Raw genomic sequence first — 22,894 nt, forward strand, 5'->3', positions numbered from 1 at the left:
AGTAATGAGTAGGAAATTTACTTATTACTCACTACTTCTTACTCATTACTTTTTTCCATTAGTTGCTGTACCTCATAAACATTGAATCTGCTGTAAGTCGGGAAAAGGGTAAAGGTAAAGAGGGAAAGGTGTTGTATTTTCCCCTTCCCCTTTAACCTTTCCCCTTTTCCCCAAAACCAATTTTGAGTTCAAAACGCTTAACCGAGTATTATTACCACCCCTGCTATCCTGTTGACAACGCCAGCAGTAAACAGATGCATAATAGACCTAATATCAACAGCAAGCCCTGATTACGTTTAATCCAACCTTTGACAGCCACACCAAAACTCTGTTCAGCAAGCTGCTGTTGTGACTCCAACTTACTCTCCTCCAAATTTTGGTAAAGGGTACAATCTTTTGCGTAGGGACGTTTAGGAAAATTGCAAGTATCATCCGCATGATAGGTGCAAGTATCGCACAGATAACCATCACCACTCACACGATGCAACGGAATACCAGGATGTCCGTAAGCCTTGAGAGTTGTCTGACAATAAGGACAAGTAATAGCCTGATGATCAACCAGTTGATGGCAGCGAGGACAAGTTACAGTAGCCACAACCTAACTAAGCGTAAATTATTATGTAAACATTTCGATTTTAGCGACTTCTCACACCAAAAAGTAAAAAGCAAAATAAAACACTTTAAATTTTACCCGTTAATCTTTACCCCAAAACAAATTTTGATTTCAATCTGCGGAGGTTGGTTTGAGGAACGGAACCCAATATTTTTGGGTTAACCAAACATTTCCAAGGTAACTTAACCTAAGTTCAATTTTTTGTTATGTTTCACTGGCTTTAACCCAATCTAAAATTATTGTTTCCTCCGGATTAACTAATAAAAAATGGAAGAATAATTTATATTTATTCAGGCTATTCAAAACTATGGAAATGCCCCAACGCGTATCAATTCGCTACAAAGACGCGTCTTACAACACTAACGAAATTAGGTTAAAAACCTTCAGGTTAGCTTTTCAACTTTGGGAAGAAGAAAGCAAACCCAAAAAAACAGAACTTTATGAATTTATTTCATCTTGCTTAAAACAAATTGACCGCCAAGACCGTTTTATGATTTCCTTTTTATTCCTCGAATTAGCAGACATGATCCGTGATTCTGCTTTAAATAGAGAAATGAAAGAAGTGCTAATTAAAACAGCCTTCAGAGAGTTTTCCTGTGCTGTATCTGATTTTGAATCTAGCTCTAAATAAGAGATTATTTATCAATTAAAAATAAATCTTGTTGTAGGGTGTGTTAGGCGCATATAGCAATTCCCAAGCAAATGAAATACACCCCACCCGCGCTATCGCGCACCTTACCAAGGGGAGGGTTGGGGAGGGGTAATTTCGTACTTCACCAGACTGAGAAACGCTATATGATAAATATTATTTGCCACAAAATAACTAATCTAGCGCCTAACGCACCGCCGCCGAATATGGTACGTTACTTAATAAAATATAGAAAATCCGATTTGATTTCTGAAAAAATCTTAGCGGATGCGTTACGCTATCGCTAACGCATCCTACATGAACTTTGGCAAGCAGGGTAAGCAAACGTAGCATCAATATTGAGTAATTTATTCCTTTATTCTTGACTGAATCAACATCAGGGTTCCCGGAATCAACATCAGGGTTGACGTTTCGGTGTTTCGCGCAGTCGGAATCAACTTCAGGGTTCCCGGAATCAACATCAAGGTTGACATTTCCGTGTTTCGCGCAGTCGGAATCAACTTCAGGGTTCCCGGAATTAACATCAGGGTTAACGTTTCCGTGTTTCGCGTAGTCGGAATCAACTTCAGGGTTGACGTTTCCGTGTTTCGCGTAGTCTGTAGGAACTTTCACCTTGAGGTTAGCAAAAACATACTGGTGTTCTAAAATTTACCAACAGTTTTAAACCCTAGAAATGACATATTTTGAGACTTTCTTAATGATAAATTGCGCTAAATTACGGAAATTTTGAGTTTTTTCAGAAAAATCAACAATTCTACGTATGACAAATTTTTCCCTAATTGTCCACTATAGATTTAGGAAAAATTTGCTAATAGGGTGCAAATAATGACAAGAATGAAACGTAGTTCACGTGTTCTTAGCAAAGCTGAGAAACGTCTAGCTAGCATTGAATCTATCAATTCCAATCTCGATGTAGGAGAAGGATTAACAGTCCAAGGATATATTGAAAAAATCCAAAAACTACGCCAATCTATAAAAGAATATAATCGGACTCTCTCTACTATAGATAATTTATTAACTCAAATTGTAGAGAATGAAAAAGATTTAGCAGACTATTCTGAGAACATTTTGCGTGGTATTGCGTATAAATTTGGCAGCAATAGCCATGAATATCAGATGGCTGGGGGTACTCGAAAAAGCGATCGCAAACGTGTTGTACGTCAAAATGTAGTTGTGCCTACTTCGTAATTCATAATTACGAAAACCGCCATACAAATTGGTGAAAGCCATAAATTGGTAGGGGTACAAAATTATTGTACCCTTACGAATAATTTATGTAAGAGGACTTAGATAGATGGTTTGTGGTTTTCGCAAAAGAGGATTTCTCAAAACTTTTTGGTGTTGTATTTTAGACTTGTAGATCCCCCTAAATCCCCCTTAAAAAGGGGGACTTTGAAGATATTTTCTTGTCCCCCCTTTTTTAAGGGGGGTTAGGGGGGATCGAATTCTATGCAGCCTCATAAAAAATTGGTATATAGATATAAATGCTATAAATTATGGCAAACAATCTGAAAAGTAGCGATTTCCATTTACCGTATAATCCAAAGCTGATAAAAAGAGCAAAGGAACTTCGCAAAAACATGACCATAGCAGAAAAAAAGCTGTGGTATGAGTATTTGAGGAATTTTAAATTTCGGGTTTTAAGGCAACGACCAATTAATAATTTTATAGTTGATTTCTATTGTCCTAATTTACAAATAGTGATTGAAATTGATGGTGATAGCCATTTTACAGATGAAGCTCAAGACTATGACATAGAGAGAACAAGAATTTTAGAAAGCTATGGTTTAAAGATTATTAGGTTTACAAATAATCAAGTTTTAAATCAGTTTGATAGTGTATGTGAGCAGATACAAGATTTAATCACCCCTTTGTAAGGCTACGGTGTATATATAAGTCTTATAACGTAGCACCACAACGTTTTGATCCCCCCTAACCCCCCTTAAAAAAGGGGGGGAAAGAGAGAATCAAAGTCCCACTTTTTAAGAGAGATTTAGGGGGATAAAACCACATTTTGCACTTAGCACGAAGAGGTCTATACACCCTACCCTTAAAACATGGGAAAAGTTCTTAAAGTCCCCCTTTTTAAGGGGGATTTAGGGGGATCTAGATATGTGCAACTTCACATTAAATTGCTATTAACACAGTTTGATTATCGGGATTTTGCACAACATTTCTAGCTACACGATTGAGAAAACTTAAATAATCATCAATTTCTTCGTAGCCATCTAGTTCTTGTTCTTCTTGTGAATTGAGTGAAGAATTTTGCTGTTTGGCTAGTAAAGCTGCAATGCGATTTTGGATAATACTAGAAGCTCTAAATATAGGTATTCCCTCTTGCAACTCAATGCTGATTGCACCTTCTAAAAGTAAGGTAGCAGGTAAATTATGAAGCGTTGGCAGCAGTGGAGTTGTCATAGTAATTCTATGAAATCTTGCAAGTGATTATAGCGTATACCTTATTTTATCGCCGAAACCAACCACGAACCCAACGCCACAACCGCCGCCACCACCCCCAAAACCCACGCCGAGAAACTACAGGCGCTTGTGGTTGCGAAAGACGCTCAATTTTATCATTGCAATCTTGCACATCAGCATCAAGTCCCATTCTCTGATACAGTTCACGCGCATTGCGATAAGCACCCAGCGCGTCTGCTTGTCGATTGACGTTTTTTAATGACACACCTAAATTAAACCAGGCTGTTGCTTCCCCTCGAATATCGCCTATCTCCCGTTTGATATCCATTGACTGCTGGAAGAACTCTATCGCCCGTTGGTACTGTCCTAGGAAACCGTAAGCACTGCCCAAATTCATTAAGGAATTACCTTCGCCGTTGCGATCGCCAATCTCCCGTGTGATATCCAATGACTGCTGGAAGAACTCAATCGCCCGTTGGTACTGTCCTAGGGAACCGTAAGCACTGCCCAAATTACCTAAGGAATTACCTTCGCCATTGCGATCGCCGATCTCCCTTGATATATCCAATGACTGCTGGTGGAACTCAATCGCCCGTTGGTACTGTCCCAGGGAATCGTAAGCATTGCCCAAATTGTTTAAGGAATTACCTTCGCCATTGCGATCGCCAATCTCCCGTTTGATATCCAAAGACTGCTGGTAGAACTCAATCGCCCGTTGGTACTGTCCCAGGGAATCGTAAGCATTGCCCAAATTGTTTAAGGAATTACCTTCGCCATTGCGATCGCCAATCTCCCGTTTGATATCCAAAGACTGCTGGTAGAACTCAATCGCCCGTTGGTACTGTCCTAGGGAACCGTAAGCAATGCCCAAACCGATTAAGGAATTACCTTCGCCATTGCGATCGCCAATTTCCCGAAAGATATCCATTGACTGCTGGTAGAACTCAATCGCCCGTTGGTACTGTCCTAGGGAACCGTAAGCAATGCCCAAACCGATTAAGGAATTACCTTCGCCATTGCGATCGCCTATCTCCCGTGTGATATCCAATGACTGCTGGTGGAACTCAATCGCCCGTGGGTACTGTCCCAGGGACTTGTAAGCATTGCCCAAATTGTTTAAGGATTTACCTTCGCCATTGCGATTGCCAATTTCCCGAAAGATATCCAAAGACTGCTGGTAGAACTCTATCGCCCGTTGGTACTGTCCCAGGGACTTGTAAGCATTGCCCAAATTGTTTAAAGAACTACCTTCGCCATTGCGTTGGCGAAGCCTCTCCTCTGGAGAATCGCCAATCTCCCGTTTGATATCCAAAGACTGCTGGTAGAACTCAATCGCCCGTTGGTACTGTCCCAGGGAATTGTAAGCATTGCCCAAATTGTTTAAGGAAGCACCTTCACCATTGCGTTGGCGAAGCCTCTCCTCTGGAGAATCGCCAATCTCCCGTGTGATATCCAATGACTGCTGGAAGAACTCAATCGCCCGTTGGTACTGTCCCAGGGAATAGTAAGCATTGCCCAAACCGATTAAGGAATTACCTTCACCATTGCGTTGGCGAAGCCTCTCCTCTGGAGAATCGCCAATCTCCCGTGTGATATCCAATGACTGCTGGAAGAACTCAATCGCCCGTTGGTACTGTCCCAGGGAATTGTAAGCATTGCCCAAACCGATTAAGGAATTACCTTCACCATTGCGTTGGCGAAGCCTCTCCTTTGGAGAATCGCCAATTTCCCGTGTGATATCCAAAGACTGCTGGTAGAACTCAATTGCCCGTTGGTACTGTCCCAGGTAGTAGTAAGCTTTGCCTAATGAAGTGAGAGAAGCCTGATAATTCCTATTTTCTCTATCGCCAATTTCTTGCCATTTACTGACCAATTGCTCATATAATTCTACTTTGTCTGCATAATAACCCCGCAAGCTTAAAAATTTATCGCAAAACCAAAGCGCATCAAAGGCAGAGTCATAATCTTGCAATTGATAATAGTGATAAAAGATTTCTAAGTATTCTTTTACATCATCTTTTATTGTCCAAGGCGGTTGTTGAGCAATTGAGCGATAATAATTAATGGCTTGCTGATGCGCCTCTGTCTGATTGCCAGCCTTATACCGCACATACTCCAACACCACAGGCTGAAACTCAAATAGCCGCTTACCATTCAGCTTTTCTATTAACAAAGAACGCTTAACAATATTCCTTAATTCTCCCTCAATCTCTGCTGCTGAATTTCCCGGCAACAACGCCACTGCTGCTGCACTATCAACCGCACCACGATAAACACTAATATTCAGCAATAAAGCCTTTTGTAAATCATTCAACCTTTCAAAACTGGCATCCAATACCAACACCATCCCCACATTTTCCCGGCGATGCACACCTACCACTTGAGAATCTGTCAACAACTGCCGCAAATTGCCTAAACCTAAATTTGCTAATCTGTTTAAATCTGGGTCTTGGGGATATTCTTCTTTTAATAAATCACCTATCAATCGCAACAGCAGAGGATGTCCATCTACTAATTCCACAAACTCGGCTAAATCTCCCCGAATGCCTAAAGCTGTTAACAGTGCTACCCCTTCATCTACTTGCAAACCTTTCAACGGTAGCCACTCAAAGCCTTTTAATTCTGGTCTTTCTCTGGTGGTCACTATTACCTTACTATTACCACCAAATTCCACCCAAGCGTTGAAAAATTCACCGTAAAATAGACTTCCCCATTGTCTATTCGGTTGTAATAAACTCTCTAGGTTGTCAATAATCAGTAAAAATTCACCACTGCGTAAACACATCACCAGCGCGTCTACTAACTGCGCTTCTTCTTCTGGAACCGGAAAGCCAAATTTACGCAGTGCTTTACGGGCTAAATCGCTAAAACTTGCCCCATTACTCACATCACCCCAAAATCGCTGAGGTTCAGGGAAACCTTCATAAATTTTACTTGCCAGCATCGATTTACCCATGCCACCGATGCCTTCTATGCCAATTAAAAAGGTATTGTTATCAGTTAACCATTGCTGTATTTGGGCAATTTCGGCTTTGCGTCCTTGCCAATAAGCCAAACTTTTCTGTGGGTTCCCAGCTTTGAGAACCCCAGGCGATTCTGCTTTGGTACTGCGTTCTATCAACTCCACTATTTCTTGCTGTGCAGTACCATAAACAGCAATATTTGTAATTACTTTGGGCTGTTGATATTCCTGCTTAAGTCATAGGTTGGCTGATTAACATCACCTGCTGTATTTATCTGTATACTGTCGTCGTAAGATTGAGCATTAAGATTAACAAAGCCATCAGCAGAATTATTTTCTTGCCAAATCTTGGCTATTTCCTCAGCCAGTGCTGTATCTGAATCTAAAATCTTCTTGATTTGCACTCGCAAGCTGGCTTGTAAATCTTCATCATCTGGATTTTGCGCTAAATCCGCCGCCGCTTCCTTCGCTGCTTCCTTCGCCTCTACCTTGGGTAGTAACTTAGCCCAAATAGCTTTTGCTTTATTCCATCCATCCTCACCGACTTTCTGCGATGCGCCTTCTATGGCTTTACCACCCACATTCAACAGAAACGGCAGACAAGGCGCGAGAAATTTTACAATTAAAGCTATATCCATACATTTACGCGGTTTAACCACTGTTATTTATACAATGGTATGTTAGCGCATTCCAAAAATGGGTAATTGGTAATTTCTCCTTGTCCCCCAGTCGCCAACCCCCAACCTCAAGATACTGAACGACCTAAATCTTTGAACTTCCATTTCATATATGCCTCAACAGAAGGAAAGTATTGCATGATGCCATCTAACCCTTCTGGCCTTCCTTTGAGGTAAGCTTCCAAATATGCGGAATCTTGAATTTTAGGCAGTAACCCAGCATCGCGATCGCGACATCCTTGTTGATAACGAATTTCCCGGAAGTTATTAAACATACTAATACCCCCATTTATTTATATATGTATCCAACTACTACTTCTACTTTATGCATTCCGCAAGCTAGGAGCAAATACTCTTGTTTTTCAAACTCATAAATACAAGTTATTGTTAATACAGAATTATTCAAGATTTAATTGCAACTTTTTCTTCTTTAGTTTCAACGAAACGCACCTTTTCTCAGGCTTTACGTGCGTTACGGCTAGGCCTCAGGCAGCCTACGTGGTAACGAGATTTTTTGAGAAATCAAATCTGATTCCTAGAAGTAGCAATTATCGCCATTAATCATTACTTTAATTTCATATCCGCTGACAAACTCAGCTTTTCTACCAAATATAAAATTGTTACAACATATAAACACGTAGTATCCTAAATGATTAGTGTTTAAAATAAGTCCAAAGTCATGAGCAAAAACTTCTTAGGATTGCTACTAGGCGGAGTGGCTGTTAGCTTGGGACTTTCCTCTGGGTTAGTTCAAGCACAACAGCAGGTTGCAGATGCTCAAGTTACAGCAATGGTAGAAGCGCTACGAAAAGCAGCGCCCCAAACTGGCAAGCAAAACGATGGACTATATAGTCAATGGCAAGTCAAACCAGACACTCTCAAAGGTTGGGCAAGAACTTGTCTCAAAAAAGAGCTAACACCGACGCAGTTTGAAAACAGTCCGGAGACAGCACGCCAAGTTGTCTCTTGTATTACGCGCCGGGAGTTAAATAACCAATTTCGCGCTACTAACAATAATGAAACTGCCGCAGTTAATGGCGTGGCTTGTTGGTGGATGACTGGGAATTATACAGGCTGTAACAGTGGCTTTACTGCTGCTTATGTCAAAAAAGTGTCTCAGTTTTATCAGCAAGAACGTGCCAAACCATCACCAAATCCAGCACCGCAACCTTCAAAGTCTTCTAATTAGGGGCTTGTGTGTTTAAAGGGGAAGGGTGAAAAGATATACTTTTCACCCTTCCCCTTTTTTTCCCTTAACTAACAAGTATGGGAACTTACTTTAGTGAATTTGCGATCGCAAACTAACCTAACCTGATGCCCGATTACTTCTTAGCAATTACCCAAATTGCATGGACAATTCCGGGAATATAACCGAAAAAGGTCAAAAGAATATTAATCCAAAAATCTTTACCTATCCCTACTTGCAAAAACACACCTAAAGGGGGTAAAAAAATCGCGGCAAGAATCCGAATTAAATCCATGTAAGCCTCCTGTGAATGTTAATAGTGAGCAGAGATTAAAGTAACAGATTCACAACTGCTCAGATATCTATTAATATTTCAACGATAACATTAGCCCATTTGTTGCCGATTTCTCGTAATTTGACAACAATCTCTACACTAGCCGCCGCTAATTTTGGCTTTATAACCCAGCTTAGTCAAAATCTCCACAATTTTTTGCTTGTGGTCGCCTTGAATTTCAATTTCCATTTCTTTAACTGTGCCACCTGTGCCGCATTGAGTTTTTAATTGTTTTACTAAATCATTGAGGGTTTCTGGTTTGGACTGAAAACCACTAATAACAGTGACAGTTTTACCTTTACGCCCTTTGCGGCTAGCTTGCACTTTCAGATTTTGCTGTTGCGGTGGTAGTTCGGAAATTGGTCTTTCTAAAGCTGGTGAGTCATCGTTGCCAAATTCACGATAGACGAAGCGTTTGTCTGAAGAATTGGAAGGAGACATAAATTTTAATCAAAAGTCAAGGGTTGGAGAGACGCGATTAATCGCGTCTGTACAAGAGTCAAGGGTCAAAGGTCATTTATATCCTTATATCTCCAGTCTCTATTTTCTAGCTAGTCCCCGCTTGCAAAAACTTTTTTCTATCAAGTAGTCAGTCTGGCGATCGCACTTTTTATTCTACGCAGCTCAGACTTTATCTATAATAAAGTTCGTTCTGTCGTAGAGATCAGTCCGTGACTACCACACCCATATCTCCAAGTTCCCCATCTACTGCTTCTGTTCCCGATACACAAGGACGCTTTGGACGCTTTGGCGGTAAGTACGTCCCGGAAACACTGATGCCTGCGCTGGCTGAATTAGAAGCAGCTTATCAGCAATACCGCAATGACCCTGAGTTTCTCAATGAACTGCAACAACTGCTGAAAGACTATGTAGGGCGCGCTACACCGTTGTATTTTGCTGAACGTTTAACTGCTCATTATGCTCGCCCCGATGGTACTGGGCCGCAAATTTATTTAAAGCGGGAAGATTTAAACCACACTGGCGCACACAAAATTAATAATGCCCTGGGTCAAGTATTGTTGGCAAAGCGCATGGGCAAACGCCGAATTATTGCGGAAACTGGCGCTGGACAACATGGAGTAGCCACGGCGACGGTTTGCGCGCGTTTTGGGCTGGAATGCATTATTTATATGGGCGTTCATGATATGGAACGCCAAGCGTTAAATGTATTCCGCATGAAATTAATGGGTGCAGAAGTGCGTCCTGTAGCTGCGGGAACTGGAACCCTCAAAGATGCAACTTCTGAAGCGATTCGAGATTGGGTGACAAATGTAGAAACCACTCACTACATTCTCGGTTCAGTAGCAGGCCCCCATCCTTACCCCATGATGGTACGTGATTTCCATGCCGTAATTGGTCAAGAAACTCGTGCCCAAGCTCAAGAAAAGTGGGGCGGTTTGCCAGACATTCTCATGGCTTGCGTGGGCGGTGGTTCTAATGCGATGGGACTATTTTATGAGTTTGTCAATGATTCTTCTGTGCGCTTAATTGGCGTGGAAGCAGCCGGAGAAGGCGTGAATACCAATAAACACGCTGCCACCTTAACCAAAGGGCAAGTAGGTGTATTACATGGCGCAATGAGCTATTTACTGCAAGATGAAGATGGGCAAGTAATTGAAGCCCATTCAATTAGTGCTGGTTTAGATTATCCCGGAGTCGGGCCAGAACACAGCTATTTGAAAGATACATCTCGCGCCGAATATTACAGCGTCACAGATGCCCAAGCTTTAGAAGCATTCCAAAGATTATCCCGTCTAGAAGGAATTATCCCAGCATTAGAAACATCTCATGCGATCGCCTACCTCGAAACCCTCTGTCCGCAACTAACTGGTAGTCCCCGCATTATAATTAACTGCTCCGGACGCGGTGATAAGGATGTGCAAACTGTAGCGAAGTTTTTAAATCCAGCGTAAATTGCTATGGGGCATGGGGCGTGGGGCATGGGGCATTTCTCCCCTTGTCCCCTTGTCCCCTTGTCCCTTTGTCCCCCTCATCCCCAGTTCCTACCACCTCACCAAACTCATCAGCTGTTTATCCAATTCGATGAGATAATCTCTGCCGTAGGTACCATTCTCTAAACCCATTAAAAGATGATGGGGGATATCTTGTGTGATTTCTTGACTGCAAGAACCAGCAGCTAGAGCAATTGTGGCGACTGTATCCACATCACCTGTGAAAGCTATACAGTCCTTTAACAGTTCGCTCATGCTGTCATTTCGCATTACTGCTGTAATTGCTGCTCTGACGCTCATCCATCCTTTAGACTTAACTTTACCTGCCCAAGGCTTAGACCATTCTCCAGAAACATAGCCTTCGAGAAATTGCCCTAATTTGCGCTTTGGCCCTAGTTGGTAAATAAAATAATGGGTCATTAACGCAGCAGCAACACCGGCGTTAATGCCATCTGGTGTATTGTGGGTAAGCGCTGCTTGAATAGTTGCGGCTTCTATGACTTTTTCTGGTGTAGCAAAAACCCCAATCGGCCCTGCGCGCATTGCCGCACCGCTTTTATCACTATCAGGATGAATTTTGTCTAGGAACTCACTTCCATCTGGGATACTTTCTAGAAAATCGTAGAAGCGACTAGCATAACCTTTTCTGCGATCGCGTTTAAAGCAAGTCACAAAACTTTCAGCTAAAACTTGTGGTGTCCAAGGTGCGCCGGAGACAATCACTTCTGCGATCGCAATGCTCATTTGCGTGTCGTCTGTATAGCTACCAGGATTGAGTCGATGACGAGGATGTGTAAAGTATCGACTCAAATCGTTATAAACGCTCATTTCGTTAGCGTATTCAAAGCCTGCACCGTAGGCATCGCCAATTGCTAATTCTATGAGCATCTACAAGTTCCCACAATAGCTAAAAGGTTATTTATCAAGCCTAACCTACCATCCATGCGGCGGTGCGTTACGGCTAAATTTCATTGTCTCTGTGTCCTAAATCCTTTCATAGCCGTAACACACCCTACTTCAGATTGACTTAATAAATGGTCTCTAAAGGTTAAAGTTGGGCTTCACCCTGATGCGCTAAAGCCTCTACAGGGTGAAAAATCTGACGTTTTCCTCAGTCCCCAGTCCCTAATCCCTAATCCCTAAACCAAGTAAGGACGCGCCAACAAAAAGCTAGAGATTGTTTTTGCATCAACTGGTTCACCATCTAAAAAGGCTTTCTCCAATTCTTCGGGTGTGTAATAGAGAATTTCAATATCTTCATCATCTTCTTTATTTGGCGGTGTCTCTAACTTTTCCAAATCTCGCGCCAGAAAAGCATAGAGGATTTCATCAGAATAACCCGGAGCCAGAAAGAACTCTCCTAATTTGTCCCATTTGTTTGCACGATAACCAGTTTCTTCCTGAATTTCCCGCTGTACTGTTTCTAAGGGATCTTCATTTATTTCTACAGTACCAGCCGGAAACTCGATAATTCTGCCTTGAATAGCAAAACGATACTGACGCAACAGAATTAGCTTACCGTCTTGGGTAACTGGCACAGCTAGAGCGCCCCCTGGGTGACGAATACACTCCCATTCTCCCTCCGCTTTGTTGGGTAACCGCAAGCGATTAACTTCAAAATTAAACTTGCGCCCTTTATAAAATAAGCGTTGTCTCAGCAGCTGCGGTAATTCTCTACCTAATGGCATAGTATTATTTGTTGTCTTTCGATACAAAGGCAAATATTCAGACTGGCTGTACAATCCAGAAGTTCTCTGTGTTTATGGGTGGTAATTTTAATTGCCCATGAATAGATGTACATCAGAACAGTCTACATCTTTAACCAGTTCTTTAATCACACATCCGGAAACTGGTTCTACCCAATTTGGTGCTATTTCTGCTAAGGGTACTAGTACAAAAGCCCGCTCCCGCATCCGGGGATGGGGAATTTGCAAATTTGGTGTATGTAAAATCAAATCATCATACAACAGTAAATCTAAATCTAGGGTGCGGGGGCCCCACCTCTGTTGACGAACACGTCCAAATTTCTGTTCAATTGCTAATAATGTTTCTAATAATAGATGCGGTAACATGAATATTCGCAATATTGCACAGCCGTTTAAATAATCTGGTTGTGGCGGGCCTACGGCTTTAGTTATATACCAATGAGACTGGGCTTCAATAAAAATCCCTGGTGTTTTGGCTAAGGTGGCGATCGCTGCATCTAAAATCAACCGCGAATCCCCGATATTACTACCTAGAGCGATAGCTGCACCTACACCCATAGCAATCTCAGCAGTTTCATCCATACTAGTTATCTGGTCTTTATACCTATACCATGCGGTATATTTTTCCGCTAAGTCCACGGTCTGCTGAGTCCGAATAATTGATGAGAATTCTGTACTAATCTTTACGGGATCGTATTTAAAGAATTCTAAAAAGTCATCATATTTGACTTAATTTAGTTCTTTATTTATGGGATATTATACTAACACGAAAGTGGTACGCTAACCCCGTGATTTTTGGCTGGTGGTTAGGTGACAACTACATTTGAGCTGAGGAACTAACGTGGGGAAACTAACCTCCTGGTTCAAGCAAAGATCACCCGATTTCAGTGCATCTGACAAGGAGAAGCCGCGATTGTCGCCTGGTAATCATCTCGAGAACGAAGAATCTGCAAATGAGAACTTACCATCAACCAAGCTGGACAAGTTAAAACCGGTACTGAGCCAGATGCAAAACATCTCATCTGGGATCGTTGCCAAACTTTCCAGCCGCGATAAACCTTTTTATCGTCGCCTCTGGTTCTGGGCTAGTTTGGGTGTAGGTGGTAGTGTGATAGCGATTAGCTACGGCATCGGGACAATCGATCGCACCTTGCCAGATAAATCGGAATTAAACGCTGTGATCCGCGAGCAGACATTAACCATTAAAGCTGCCGACGGGACAATTTTACAACAGCAAGGTGAAGCAGCCAGAGAACAACTGAGACTGGAGCAAATACCAGATAATTTCAAAAAAGCTTTTATCGCTTCCGAAGACAGGCGATTTAGGCAACATAATGGCGTTGATGCTCAAGGAATAATTAGAGCAGTTTGGAATAATTTGCGATCGCAAGATGTTGTGGAAGGTGGTAGCACCATCACCCAACAGCTAGCGCGTATTCTCTTCCTCAAACAAGAAAAAACTATTTGGCGTAAGCTCAAAGAAGTCCGTCTGGCACAAAAGATGGAAAATGAATTGAGCAAAGACCAGATTCTTGAGCGTTACTTAAATTTGGTGTATTTGGGATCTGGTGCTTATGGTGTAGCGGATGCGGCATGGGTATATTTTAGTAAAACCGTAGACCAATTGACCCTACCGGAAATGGCTACCATTGCCGGATTAGCACCAGCACCCAGCCTCTACGCCCCAGATAAAAATCCTGAAGCTGCAAAAGCCAGGCGGAATTTAGTATTGCAGCGGATGCAGGAAGATGGCATCATTACTGCTGCCCAAAGGGAAGCCGCAGTTAAAGAACCGCTAGTTGTGAACAGTAGTTTCCCCAAGCGACTGCAAGTAGAATCACCCTACTTTACTACCTATATTCAAAAAGAATTACCCAAATACGTTTCCCCTGATGTTTTAGCAGGTGGGGGGTTAGTTGTTGAAACCACTTTAAACCCAACTTGGCAGAAATTTGCCGAAGAAGCAGTTGCGAAAACCTTAAGAAATCAAGGACGCTGGGAAAACTTTAAACAAGCAGCAATGGTCGCTATTGACCCCCGCAACGGCGAAATTCAAGCGATGGTGGGGGGTAAAGATTTTGGAAAAAACCAATTTAATCGCGTTACGCAAGCCCAGCGTCAACCAGGCTCAACATTTAAAGGCTTTGTTTATGCGACTGCGATCGCTAGTGGTAAGAGTCCCTACGATAGCTATTTAGATGCACCCTTTGTTGTAGATGGTTATGAACCCAAAAACTACAGCGAAAACTTCCGTGGCTGGATGAATATGCGTGATGCCCTCACCCGTTCCATTAATATTATTGCGGTGAAGGTGTTAATTGATGTGGGATTTGAGCCAACAATTAAGCTAGCTAAAGATATGGGCATTAAATCTGAACTTAAGCCTACTTATTCTTTAGCCCTTGGCTCAAATGAAGTAAATTTGCTGGAATTAACTAGCGCTTACGGTAGCTTTGCCACTCAAGGTTTACACACCGAAGCCCACGGTATTCGCCGTATCCTCAACCGCCAAGGGCAAGTAATTTGGTCATCTGATTTTTCCTCCAAGCGGGCGCTGGATGCTGATAGTGCTGCGATTATGACCTGGATGCTACGTAATGTTGTGCAAGAAGGGACTGGTGCAGCAGCGCAATTAGATAATCGACCTGTAGCAGGTAAGACTGGTACATCTGACGAAGCCCGGGATTTGTGGTTTATTGGTTACATTCCCCAAATCGTAACCGGAGTTTGGCTAGGTAACGATGATAACCGCCCGACTTGGGGTAGTAGCGGTAGCGCTGCTTATACCTGGCATGAATTTATGGAACAAGCCGTTAAAGATATGCCGGTCGAAAAGTTTCCCCCAAGGCCAAAATTAGATGGTCGTAAGGGGACGATTAAAGCCGAGCGCCTCAAGCCCAAAAGCATTGTTAATAAAGCTGTTCCTTCTAATGATGAAGATGAGGATAACTCTAATAATGAGGAACGCCCATCTAGAAGGCGGAGATATTCTCAAGAAGACCAGCAACAACAAGATGAAACCCCAAGAAGGCGGCGCAGGAGTTATCAACAACAAAATGATGACACCCCGTCCTCTAGCAGACGGCGGCGCTATCGTAGCACAGAAGCTAGCAGCAGCGATTCATCTTCAGAATCTCGTCCCCGTCGGCGCAGGAGTGTAGAATCTCAACCTTCCTCACCTCGGAGATCTCGGAGTTCTGCTTCATCCTCTGGTAGTGGCTCATCTGGTTCCTCCAATTCGACCCCTACCTGGCGGGAGAGACTGAGACCATCTTCCTCGCAATAAAGGGGGTTATCTGTTGTTCGTTGACTGTTGACTGTTAACCGTCAGCAGTCAACATTTGCTAAATCTAGAATTATCCTTAGCTAAACCTTATTGACCCTTAAATTTAAAATCCAAAATCTAAAATCTAAAATTTAAAATTGCTGGGTTCAAACTACAGAGGGATGTTAGGTGATACGCTCGTTTTATAGTGTGTTAAGCAGTGTTACCTACATTAGGAGAATATACTCATGCTTATATTCATGCAAACAGCCGCACCAATAGCAGATGGGCCTCATTTTCCTTTTGCTTTTACATTTGTATATGTATTTGGTTTTATTGCCGCTGTTACCATTGGTTCTATCGCCTGGTATAACTCTAAGCGTCCACCAGGTTGGGAAAGCAAAGAACGTCCTGACTTTGTACCCAAGGTAGAAAAAGAAGAAACTCCGGGACTGGGTGAACCGAAGTCATAAGTACTGATGAGTGCTGAGTTAAATTACGAAATTTAAAAAACATGGTCAGGCGCGAGATATCGCGTCTGCTTAAACCAAAAATCATAAATCTCTCTTAATTTTGCACATCAACCCAACGGCGATAGAGCTTTTGAATTTGTTTGAGTAAAGCATTGTAGGCTGATGGATGTGACTCACTGGCTTTGCCTAACTCCTGTAATTTAGTCAGGAGTCTTGCTTCTTCAGTCGCCACATCCCCGTCACTATAAATTAGGCCACTGATAGCTTCAATCAAACTTTCGTAATCTTCTAAGCTAGGATGATCGCCTAAATATTCTTGTACCCAGGTATAGCATTCATTTGGTTGTACAGGAACTAATTCGTACAGCCAAGGCTTAATCTCTGGATCGGTGGCTACACCTTTAGCTTGGGCGATTTCGCGCAAATATTGGCGTTCTTCAGGTTGGATTTTACCATCTATCCAAGCTGCCCCGATCAGGATTTTCACTAAGTTTTTCACATTGGAATCAGTAACCATGCTGCATCCTCTGGGAGATTTCAACCTCGATTAAATAGTACAATCACAAACAGTGTTCACTCGGAATTATTAGTTTTTCTTAAGCGCACCATAAAAAAACCATCCATGTCTTGGCGATGGGGCCAGACTTTACACCAACCTTCAGGGGTGGAATAGGCGAAAGCAGGTGAATCTTTCTGAGGCGGTTCGATTTGCCAATCAGGAGAATTAGCCAAAAATTGGCTAATTACAGCCTCATTTTCTAAAGGATGTAGGGTACAGGTAGCGTAGACAAGGACACCGCCAGATTTTACAAAAGTAGCAGTATGGGATAAAAGTTCTGTTTGCAGTTGGGAAAGTTCTTGCACAGTTTCAGGTGTTTGTCGCCAACGTGCATCAGCATGACGGTGGAGAGTTCCCAAACCCGAACATGGCGCATCTAATAATACGCGATCGCCTGTATTTTGAAACTGTAAAAATTCACGACTGTCACCAGTACAAATTTCAATAGATTGCAAATTCAAGCGTTTGGTATTTTCTTGCAATTTTTTGAGCCGAGAAGCAGTGCGATCGCAAGCCCAAATTTTCCCTTTATCCCCCATCAATTCAGCAATGTGGGTAGTTTTCCCGCCTGGTGCAGCACAAGCATCAATCACCACTTCCCCTGGTTGCGGATCGAGTAAATGACTCACCAATTGCGCGCTACTATCTTGGACAACCCACCAACCTTCACGGAAACCAGGTAAATTTTGAATCGGCCCACTATTACTAATCAATCTTAAAGCTTGGGGTAGGTGGGGTATCCGCCTGACTAAAATATCAGCCGATTGCAACGCCGCTTCCACCTCCTCAATAGAACAGCGAAGTGGGTTAATTCGCAAATCAATTGTGGGTGATTGGTTCATCCATTCACACAACTGTTCTGTCTCGGCAATACTCAGTTGTTCCAACCACACTTGAATAATCCAGTCAGGAAAGCTGTGCAAAATACCCAAGCGTTCCCCAGGATTGTCTGGAAGTTGCAAAGGAATACGGGAAGCAGATGAGGAGGATGAGATAAATTTTTCTCCCTCATCTCCCTTATCTCCCTCATCTCCCTCAGCTTGTCTAATATATTGCCGCAATAGACCATTTACAAAACCCGTCAATCCCGCAAAGCCGTTTTCTTTAGCTAGTTGCACAGTTGTATTCACAGCCGCAGAAGCCGGAATCCGTTCTTGATAGCACAGTTGATATAAGCCAAGATGCAGGATAGTGCGAAGTTCTTTGGGTTGTTGGTGAGATTTCTTTTTTGCGAATTGGTCAATTAACGCATCAAGGGTGCGTTGTCGCCTGACGCTACCATAAACTAATTCTGTAACTAAACGGCGATCTGTATCTTGTAATTTAAATTTTTGCAGTACTTTATCTAAAGCAAAATCAGCATAAGCCCCTTTGTGAACATCTCGCAGGGCAAGAAAAGCTATTTGACGAGCATTTGTCATGGAAATCTTTAAAATGTTAGATTTTATAATCTAGAGAATTTTAATTATACTCAGGCTATAAATTTAAAAAAATAGCACTATTTAATCAAATATGGTCAAAACACTTGGCATCAGCAAAGCAATTACTAACCTGAATGAAGTACACAATAAGTTCCATTTAACTCAAACTACTACGCCTGATTTTTTTCCAGAATGGTTTGAGAATTTACCCGAACTTACTGATAATGAAAAAGCCTCTTTAAATCGGCTCAAGAGTCGTTATCTTTATTATGCAGCAGATGGTGCTATTACGGAAGGTACTGTCAATATTATTATGCTATCTCCGCTTTTAGAATTAATGGGTTTATGCGATCCGCCTTTTAAAATTAAAAGTGAGGAGTTAGTGAAGGTTGAACTTCCAAGCGGCGATGATGAAGAAATTATCTTAGAAGGATTTATTGACGCTTTAATAGTTCAAAATAGATTCTGGGTCGTATTGATTGAATCAAAACGTTTTGGTTTTAGTGTCATGCAGGCTCTTCCTCAAACCTTAACTTACATAATGGCAAATCCTAATTTAGAAAGACCAATTTTTGGTATGGTCACAACTGGGGAAGACTATCTTTTTATCAAGCTGAATCAGCAGCAACGTCTGTATGCGTTATCCAATAAATTTACTCTGTCTAATCCTCAGAAAAATGAACTGTACGACGTGATGCAAGTGATGAAGCAAATTGTCAGCTTGTATTTATAAAGTTCAGTAATTTCAACTTACAAATCACAAACTTGGGAAGCATCACTTAAATCTAATTCACCAAAACTAATCAAACCTAAATTTTCAGGGTTTCTCATCAATTCTTTGGCTAATAAAAATCCGGTAATTGTCCAAGTTTGATATCTTCTCGCTTCTTTACCAATTAATAAACCCCTAGTGCCATCATAATATTCTGGCCATTCATCTGCATTCAAGCGTGTTTCGGCAAGTGCGATCGCTTTTTGAGCAAGATTGGTTCTACCTGTTTTTTGAGCAGCAGCAGTTAAAAACCACAATAAGACAGGCCAGCTGCCTCCATTATGATACGACCAAGGTATATTTTTAGGGTCACAACCAGTAAAAATCCTGTATTCTTCTTTTTCGACAGCCGGAAAGCAGATTTTCATCGGCATTTCTCCCACTAGGTCTTGCCATTGTTCTTCAATTAGATTCATAATGGCTTGCGATTGGCGATCGCTTGCTAAAGAAGAAATCACCGCCATCAAATTTCCTAGTGCAAAGAAGCGTGTATCTAGCTGCGAAGGCCCAACATTTCCTGCTAAATAACCGCCAGTTTTTGGTAACCAAAGAGCTAAATTAATATAAGCAATTGAATCTGCATAGATATTAAATTGATTCACTGCTGTCTGTCCATATTCTTCACCTTTAAAACGATAAATTATATTTAGACGAGGTATATCTATCCAATAATGATTGCGAATATGCTCTCGTAATAAAGGTAAGCGGTTATTAATACCAGTCACAATTTCTTCATCACCTGCACAAATTAATAGCTTGCGCGCCGCCCGTAAAGCTGCATAAAATAAAACTTGAATTTCTAAAGGATAACCATAAATACCTAACCGCCTATGAATCATACAAGAACCATCTGGAACTAATAGCGTTGGGTACATATCAAATCGCGTCGCTAAACAAAGTTCCATAATTAACATGATTCCCTTTTGAAATTGCGGCTGCAAAGCAAATTTTATATCCTTTGTAGCTTTGACATAAGCATATAAAATCAGAATCCACCAGAGACAAGAATCAACTGGTGTCACTCGTGCGATCGCCTGTTCGCCAAAATCTGCTTCTAACGTTTCTTGTCCATTTTCTGAGATAACTTTAAAGCTAGCTGGTATTAAACCCCGTCCAGGGGTATATGCATTTAATTGATTTTGTGTAGGTTGTAATTTTAAAGTCTCTTCCAAAAAATTTTGGACAATATCATATCTACCTTTAATCAGAAACAGTATGGCTGAAGAGACGAAATCTCGCACAAAGCAATGGTCATAATTCAATTCTGTTAATGATTGATCTCTTGCAGCTATTGTACCGACAGGACGACCTTGATAATAGAGAATTGAATTTTCTAGTAGTTCCCACGCCTGCTTCTCTATATCATCAAATGTAAATAATTTATCTTTTTCCATAGCAATAAACTCTCCATTTTGCTTGGATGTTGGCAATAGATAATACTTTTATTGAGTACTGCAGCTTTAATGCTTTTTACTTAGGAATAGATACAGAGATATAGTTGCAGAGTATTTATCACACCTTCTCAGCACTATATTTCTTCATATATTCTTTCAGGATAGCCCAAGTTTTTCAGTTAATTCATTTGGTTTTATGACATATTATTGAATCTATCACGGAGAACAATTGAGAAAAATATAAAAGCTGTTTTCACTACAAAATTTTTTGGAGAATATTATTTATGGAAGTAAAGTATCTTGCATGAATTATTAATTGATTGTGCGTTGCGCTACGCGACAACACACCCTACAACAATTGATGATGTTTAATTCATTTAGGACTTACGCAAGTGTCACATTTTTTTCGTTGAGGCTATCAAGAGTCAAAAGTCCAAAGTCCAAAAAACCTGAATTTTTGACCCTTGACCCTTGACTGTTGACTCTTAAACCAAAAGATTGGTGTACCAGTTGCGTAAGTCCTGTCATTAATAGATGTAATGCACAAAAAAAATCCACCTATGTTAGGCGGAATTTTTTGTATAGCTATAATTATGTATTGCTAGGTATTTCTAGTGTGATAGGTATGGATCTACACTGCTAATTTCAAACTCACAAGCTCGAGAAACTGCTTCTGGTGATAATTCATCAAAACTCACCAATTTTAAAGAACTGGGATTCGCTATTAGTTCTTTTGCTAATAAAAATCCAGCAATTGACCAAGTTTGATATTTTCTCGCTTGTTTACCAATTAATCTCCCTTTCTTACCATCGTAATATTCTGGCCATTCATCTTCAACTAGACGTGTTTGGGCAATTTCAATTGCTTTTCTCACTAAACCTGTTTTGTGAGTTTTCACAGCAGCAGCCGCTAACATCCACATCAATACAGGCCAGCTACCAGCATTATGATATGACCAAGGGATATTTTTTGGATCGCAACCAGTAACAATTCTATACTCTTCATGTTCCAAAGCTGGGAAGCAAATTTTCATAGGCATATCTCCTACTAAATCTTCCCATCTTTCTTCAATCAGAGTCATAATCGCTTGCGACTGTTCTTCAGTAGCAAGGTCAGAAATAATCGCCATCAAATTACCAAGTGAAAAGAAGCGAGTATCTAGTTGTGATGGGCCAACATTCCCAGCTAAATAACCGCCTTTTCTTGGTAACCATTTGTCTAATTCATAATATGGAAGAGAATCTACATATATATTGAATAAATTTACTGCTCCTTTGCCATATTCTTCACTCTTAAAGCGGTAAATCGCATTGAGTCGATTAATATCTATCCAATAATGCTGACGAATATGAGCACATAAAAGAGGTAAGCGATTATCAATTGCGGCGACAACATCTTGGTTACCATCGCAAATTAATAACTCACGCGCAGCACGCAGAGCCGCATAAAATAATACTTGAATTTCTAGAGGATGACCATATATACCCAAGCGTCGGTCAATCATACAAGCGCCATCTGGAACTAATAGCGTTGGGTACATATCAAATCGATTCGCCAAGCAAATTTCCATAATTAACCTAATCCCAGTTTGGAATTCAGGCTGATAAGCTAGCGAATACTCTTTGGTAGCGACGACATAAGCACGCAATAACAGAATCCACCACAGACAAGAATCTACAGGTGTGACTCTAGCGATCGCGTGTTCGCCAAAATCAGCTTCTAAATATTCTTCGCCATTAATCGATACAACTTTAAAACTAGCAGGAATTAAACCTCTTCCCGGCTTATATGCATCTAATGCTCTTTCTTTAGGCTGTAACTTTAAGGTTTCTTCCAGAAAATTGCGGACAATTTCTGGTTTACCCTTGAGCAGAAAAATTAAAGCCGATGAGACAAAATCGCGAATAAAACATTGGTCGTAATTCAGCGCCTCTACAGAAGGATCGTATGCGGCCAATGTCCCAATAGGACGACCTTGATAATAGAGAATCGACTTTTCTAATGCTTGCCAAGCTTGTTCTTCTATATTTTCAGCTATTACCAATTCGTTTATTTGCATCGCCAGAATAACTCCACTAGATTTGTAAATTTGTGGTAGATGCGTTCGTTTTCATGTATGGACTTTGCTATCCCGATCATAACAAAGACGATTTTTTGGATAGCAAATGCAATCTGGGAATAAATGATTAACTCTACAAAAGCTGTCTATAACTGCCAGTTATTATGCTGCTTAATTGGCAGTTAATTTGCTTTTAAGCAATAAGCATCTTGGTGAAAGAGAAATATTTATCTCTCACCTTAAAAAATGATATTACTTTAAAACCAGTTACGCAAAATATATTTTAGCTTGCTCGCAAATCGACTTTTAAGCCTGGAATGCTTGATATCTCAAACAAAAATATATTGCTAACACTGTTAAATATTTCCTTAGAGTTTCAAATAGTTAAGGTATTTTTACTTAGCTAGGATTTAGTTTTTGACACTAAAAATTCTTTTATTCCCCTATAACTTA

The 22,894-nt window shown here is 41.1% G+C and carries 22 protein-coding genes; 8 read left to right on the forward strand and 14 right to left on the reverse strand.

Going from position 1 to position 22,894, the window contains the following annotated elements:
* Positions 1-223 precede the first annotated feature (223 nt).
* A complete protein-coding gene (locus tag HG267_RS16245) occupies positions 224-595 on the reverse strand; it encodes a zinc ribbon domain-containing protein (protein ID WP_045871902.1) in 372 nt (123 codons plus the stop codon).
* Between the two features lie 325 nt (positions 596-920).
* Between HG267_RS16245 and HG267_RS16250 the strand changes: the two genes are divergently transcribed.
* The 3 genes from HG267_RS16250 (at position 921) to HG267_RS16260 (ending at position 3,139) form a co-directional block, all read left to right on the forward strand.
* On the forward strand, positions 921-1,244 hold the full coding sequence (locus HG267_RS16250; RefSeq protein WP_045871901.1) for a hypothetical protein: 324 nt from the start codon (positions 921-923) through the stop codon (positions 1,242-1,244).
* A gap of 852 nt (positions 1,245-2,096) precedes the next feature.
* Positions 2,097-2,450 (forward strand): hypothetical protein, encoded by a 354-nt coding sequence (locus tag HG267_RS16255; RefSeq protein ID WP_263420068.1) that lies wholly within the window; start codon positions 2,097-2,099, stop codon positions 2,448-2,450.
* A gap of 308 nt (positions 2,451-2,758) precedes the next feature.
* Positions 2,759-3,139 (forward strand): endonuclease domain-containing protein, encoded by a 381-nt coding sequence (locus tag HG267_RS16260; RefSeq protein ID WP_194007720.1) that lies wholly within the window; start codon positions 2,759-2,761, stop codon positions 3,137-3,139.
* Between the two features lie 250 nt (positions 3,140-3,389).
* On the opposite strand, the gene HG267_RS16265 is transcribed toward HG267_RS16260, so the two are convergent.
* The 4 genes from HG267_RS16265 to HG267_RS16280 all read right to left on the reverse strand — a co-directional run bounded on the left by HG267_RS16265 (position 3,390) and on the right by HG267_RS16280 (position 7,594).
* The gene (locus HG267_RS16265; protein WP_045871899.1) at positions 3,390-3,680 is read right to left on the reverse strand and encodes a hypothetical protein; all 291 of its coding nucleotides are present in this window, start codon (positions 3,678-3,680) and stop codon (positions 3,390-3,392) included.
* Positions 3,681-3,726: 46 nt separating this feature from the next.
* Entirely contained in the window at positions 3,727-6,807 is a 3,081-nt protein-coding gene (locus HG267_RS16270; RefSeq protein WP_045871898.1) for a tetratricopeptide repeat protein, read from the reverse strand.
* A 41-nt stretch (positions 6,808-6,848) separates the two neighbouring features.
* Positions 6,849-7,280: a hypothetical protein gene (locus tag HG267_RS16275; RefSeq protein ID WP_045871897.1), complete on the reverse strand. Its 432-nt coding sequence runs from the start codon at positions 7,278-7,280 to the stop codon at positions 6,849-6,851.
* Positions 7,281-7,387: 107 nt separating this feature from the next.
* The gene (locus HG267_RS16280) at positions 7,388-7,594 is read right to left on the reverse strand and encodes a hypothetical protein (RefSeq protein ID WP_045871896.1); all 207 of its coding nucleotides are present in this window, start codon (positions 7,592-7,594) and stop codon (positions 7,388-7,390) included.
* Positions 7,595-7,998: 404 nt separating this feature from the next.
* On the opposite strand from HG267_RS16280, the gene HG267_RS16285 reads away from it, so the two are divergent.
* Positions 7,999-8,508, forward strand: coding sequence for a hypothetical protein (locus HG267_RS16285; protein WP_045871895.1), 510 nt, complete (start codon positions 7,999-8,001; stop codon positions 8,506-8,508).
* A 133-nt stretch (positions 8,509-8,641) separates the two neighbouring features.
* Here the strand turns inward: HG267_RS16285 and HG267_RS16290 are convergent, their stop codons facing one another.
* Together HG267_RS16290 and HG267_RS16295 are read right to left on the reverse strand one after the other, a co-directional pair.
* Positions 8,642-8,800, reverse strand: a complete 159-nt coding sequence (locus HG267_RS16290) for a YqaE/Pmp3 family membrane protein (RefSeq protein WP_045871894.1) — start codon at positions 8,798-8,800, stop codon at positions 8,642-8,644.
* A 138-nt stretch (positions 8,801-8,938) separates the two neighbouring features.
* On the reverse strand, positions 8,939-9,280 hold the full coding sequence (locus tag HG267_RS16295; RefSeq protein WP_045871893.1) for a translation initiation factor: 342 nt from the start codon (positions 9,278-9,280) through the stop codon (positions 8,939-8,941).
* Positions 9,281-9,510: 230 nt separating this feature from the next.
* On the opposite strand from HG267_RS16295, the gene trpB reads away from it, so the two are divergent.
* Positions 9,511-10,752 (forward strand): tryptophan synthase subunit beta, encoded by a 1,242-nt coding sequence (gene trpB, locus HG267_RS16300; protein ID WP_045871892.1) that lies wholly within the window; start codon positions 9,511-9,513, stop codon positions 10,750-10,752.
* 90 nt (positions 10,753-10,842) lie between these two features.
* Here trpB and HG267_RS16305 read toward each other — a convergent pair whose 3' ends face one another.
* The 3 genes from HG267_RS16305 to folK all read right to left on the reverse strand — a co-directional run bounded on the left by HG267_RS16305 (position 10,843) and on the right by folK (position 13,079).
* Positions 10,843-11,679: an ADP-ribosylglycohydrolase family protein gene (locus tag HG267_RS16305; RefSeq protein WP_045871891.1), complete on the reverse strand. Its 837-nt coding sequence runs from the start codon at positions 11,677-11,679 to the stop codon at positions 10,843-10,845.
* A 251-nt stretch (positions 11,680-11,930) separates the two neighbouring features.
* Positions 11,931-12,479, reverse strand: a complete 549-nt coding sequence (locus tag HG267_RS16310; RefSeq protein WP_045871890.1) for an NUDIX hydrolase — start codon at positions 12,477-12,479, stop codon at positions 11,931-11,933.
* Between the two features lie 87 nt (positions 12,480-12,566).
* Complete coding sequence (gene folK, locus HG267_RS16315; RefSeq protein ID WP_045871889.1) at positions 12,567-13,079, reverse strand: 2-amino-4-hydroxy-6-hydroxymethyldihydropteridine diphosphokinase; 513 nt, start codon at positions 13,077-13,079, stop codon at positions 12,567-12,569.
* Positions 13,080-13,338: 259 nt separating this feature from the next.
* On the opposite strand from folK, the gene HG267_RS16320 reads away from it, so the two are divergent.
* Together HG267_RS16320 and psb35 are read left to right on the forward strand one after the other, a co-directional pair.
* Positions 13,339-15,783: a transglycosylase domain-containing protein gene (locus tag HG267_RS16320; RefSeq protein ID WP_071989438.1), complete on the forward strand. Its 2,445-nt coding sequence runs from the start codon at positions 13,339-13,341 to the stop codon at positions 15,781-15,783.
* A gap of 227 nt (positions 15,784-16,010) precedes the next feature.
* Positions 16,011-16,235, forward strand: coding sequence for a photosystem II assembly protein Psb35 (gene psb35 / locus HG267_RS16325; protein WP_045871887.1), 225 nt, complete (start codon positions 16,011-16,013; stop codon positions 16,233-16,235).
* A gap of 94 nt (positions 16,236-16,329) precedes the next feature.
* On the opposite strand, the gene HG267_RS16330 is transcribed toward psb35, so the two are convergent.
* Complete coding sequence (locus tag HG267_RS16330; RefSeq protein WP_045871886.1) at positions 16,330-16,752, reverse strand: TerB family tellurite resistance protein; 423 nt, start codon at positions 16,750-16,752, stop codon at positions 16,330-16,332.
* A gap of 56 nt (positions 16,753-16,808) precedes the next feature.
* Positions 16,809-18,215, reverse strand: coding sequence for a 16S rRNA (cytosine(967)-C(5))-methyltransferase (locus tag HG267_RS16335; protein WP_045871885.1), 1,407 nt, complete (start codon positions 18,213-18,215; stop codon positions 16,809-16,811).
* A gap of 91 nt (positions 18,216-18,306) precedes the next feature.
* Here HG267_RS16335 and HG267_RS16340 point away from each other — a divergent pair, with 91 nt between their 5' ends.
* On the forward strand, positions 18,307-18,948 hold the full coding sequence (locus HG267_RS16340) for a hypothetical protein (protein ID WP_045871884.1): 642 nt from the start codon (positions 18,307-18,309) through the stop codon (positions 18,946-18,948).
* Positions 18,949-18,965: 17 nt separating this feature from the next.
* On the opposite strand, the gene HG267_RS16345 is transcribed toward HG267_RS16340, so the two are convergent.
* Positions 18,966-20,381, reverse strand: a complete 1,416-nt coding sequence (locus HG267_RS16345; RefSeq protein ID WP_045871883.1) for a glycoside hydrolase 100 family protein — start codon at positions 20,379-20,381, stop codon at positions 18,966-18,968.
* A 611-nt stretch (positions 20,382-20,992) separates the two neighbouring features.
* On the reverse strand, positions 20,993-22,441 hold the full coding sequence (locus HG267_RS16350) for a glycoside hydrolase 100 family protein (protein WP_045871882.1): 1,449 nt from the start codon (positions 22,439-22,441) through the stop codon (positions 20,993-20,995).
* Positions 22,442-22,894 lie beyond the last annotated feature (453 nt).

The organism is Tolypothrix sp. PCC 7601, assembly GCF_025677855.1.
GTDB lineage: Bacteria > Cyanobacteriota > Cyanobacteriia > Cyanobacteriales > Nostocaceae > Aulosira > Aulosira diplosiphon.

Coding starts and splice junctions, on each gene's coding strand:
- HG267_RS16250 (WP_045871901.1), top strand. CDS start 921: ATGGAAATGCCCCAACGCGTATCAATTCGCTACAAAGACGCGTCTTAC.
- HG267_RS16255 (WP_263420068.1), top strand. CDS start 2,097: ATGAAACGTAGTTCACGTGTTCTTAGCAAAGCTGAGAAACGTCTAGCT.
- HG267_RS16260 (WP_194007720.1), top strand. CDS start 2,759: ATGGCAAACAATCTGAAAAGTAGCGATTTCCATTTACCGTATAATCCA.
- HG267_RS16265 (WP_045871899.1), bottom strand. CDS start 3,680: ATGACAACTCCACTGCTGCCAACGCTTCATAATTTACCTGCTACCTTA.
- HG267_RS16275 (WP_045871897.1), bottom strand. CDS start 7,280: ATGGATATAGCTTTAATTGTAAAATTTCTCGCGCCTTGTCTGCCGTTT.
- HG267_RS16280 (WP_045871896.1), bottom strand. CDS start 7,594: ATGTTTAATAACTTCCGGGAAATTCGTTATCAACAAGGATGTCGCGAT.
- HG267_RS16285 (WP_045871895.1), top strand. CDS start 7,999: ATGAGCAAAAACTTCTTAGGATTGCTACTAGGCGGAGTGGCTGTTAGC.
- HG267_RS16290 (WP_045871894.1), bottom strand. CDS start 8,800: ATGGATTTAATTCGGATTCTTGCCGCGATTTTTTTACCCCCTTTAGGT.
- HG267_RS16295 (WP_045871893.1), bottom strand. CDS start 9,280: ATGTCTCCTTCCAATTCTTCAGACAAACGCTTCGTCTATCGTGAATTT.
- HG267_RS16305 (WP_045871891.1), bottom strand. CDS start 11,679: ATGCTCATAGAATTAGCAATTGGCGATGCCTACGGTGCAGGCTTTGAA.
- HG267_RS16310 (WP_045871890.1), bottom strand. CDS start 12,479: ATGCCATTAGGTAGAGAATTACCGCAGCTGCTGAGACAACGCTTATTT.
- folK (WP_045871889.1), bottom strand. CDS start 13,079: ATGGATGAAACTGCTGAGATTGCTATGGGTGTAGGTGCAGCTATCGCT.
- psb35 (WP_045871887.1), top strand. CDS start 16,011: ATGCTTATATTCATGCAAACAGCCGCACCAATAGCAGATGGGCCTCAT.
- HG267_RS16330 (WP_045871886.1), bottom strand. CDS start 16,752: ATGGTTACTGATTCCAATGTGAAAAACTTAGTGAAAATCCTGATCGGG.
- HG267_RS16335 (WP_045871885.1), bottom strand. CDS start 18,215: ATGACAAATGCTCGTCAAATAGCTTTTCTTGCCCTGCGAGATGTTCAC.
- HG267_RS16340 (WP_045871884.1), top strand. CDS start 18,307: ATGGTCAAAACACTTGGCATCAGCAAAGCAATTACTAACCTGAATGAA.
- HG267_RS16345 (WP_045871883.1), bottom strand. CDS start 20,381: ATGGAAAAAGATAAATTATTTACATTTGATGATATAGAGAAGCAGGCG.
- HG267_RS16350 (WP_045871882.1), bottom strand. CDS start 22,441: ATGCAAATAAACGAATTGGTAATAGCTGAAAATATAGAAGAACAAGCT.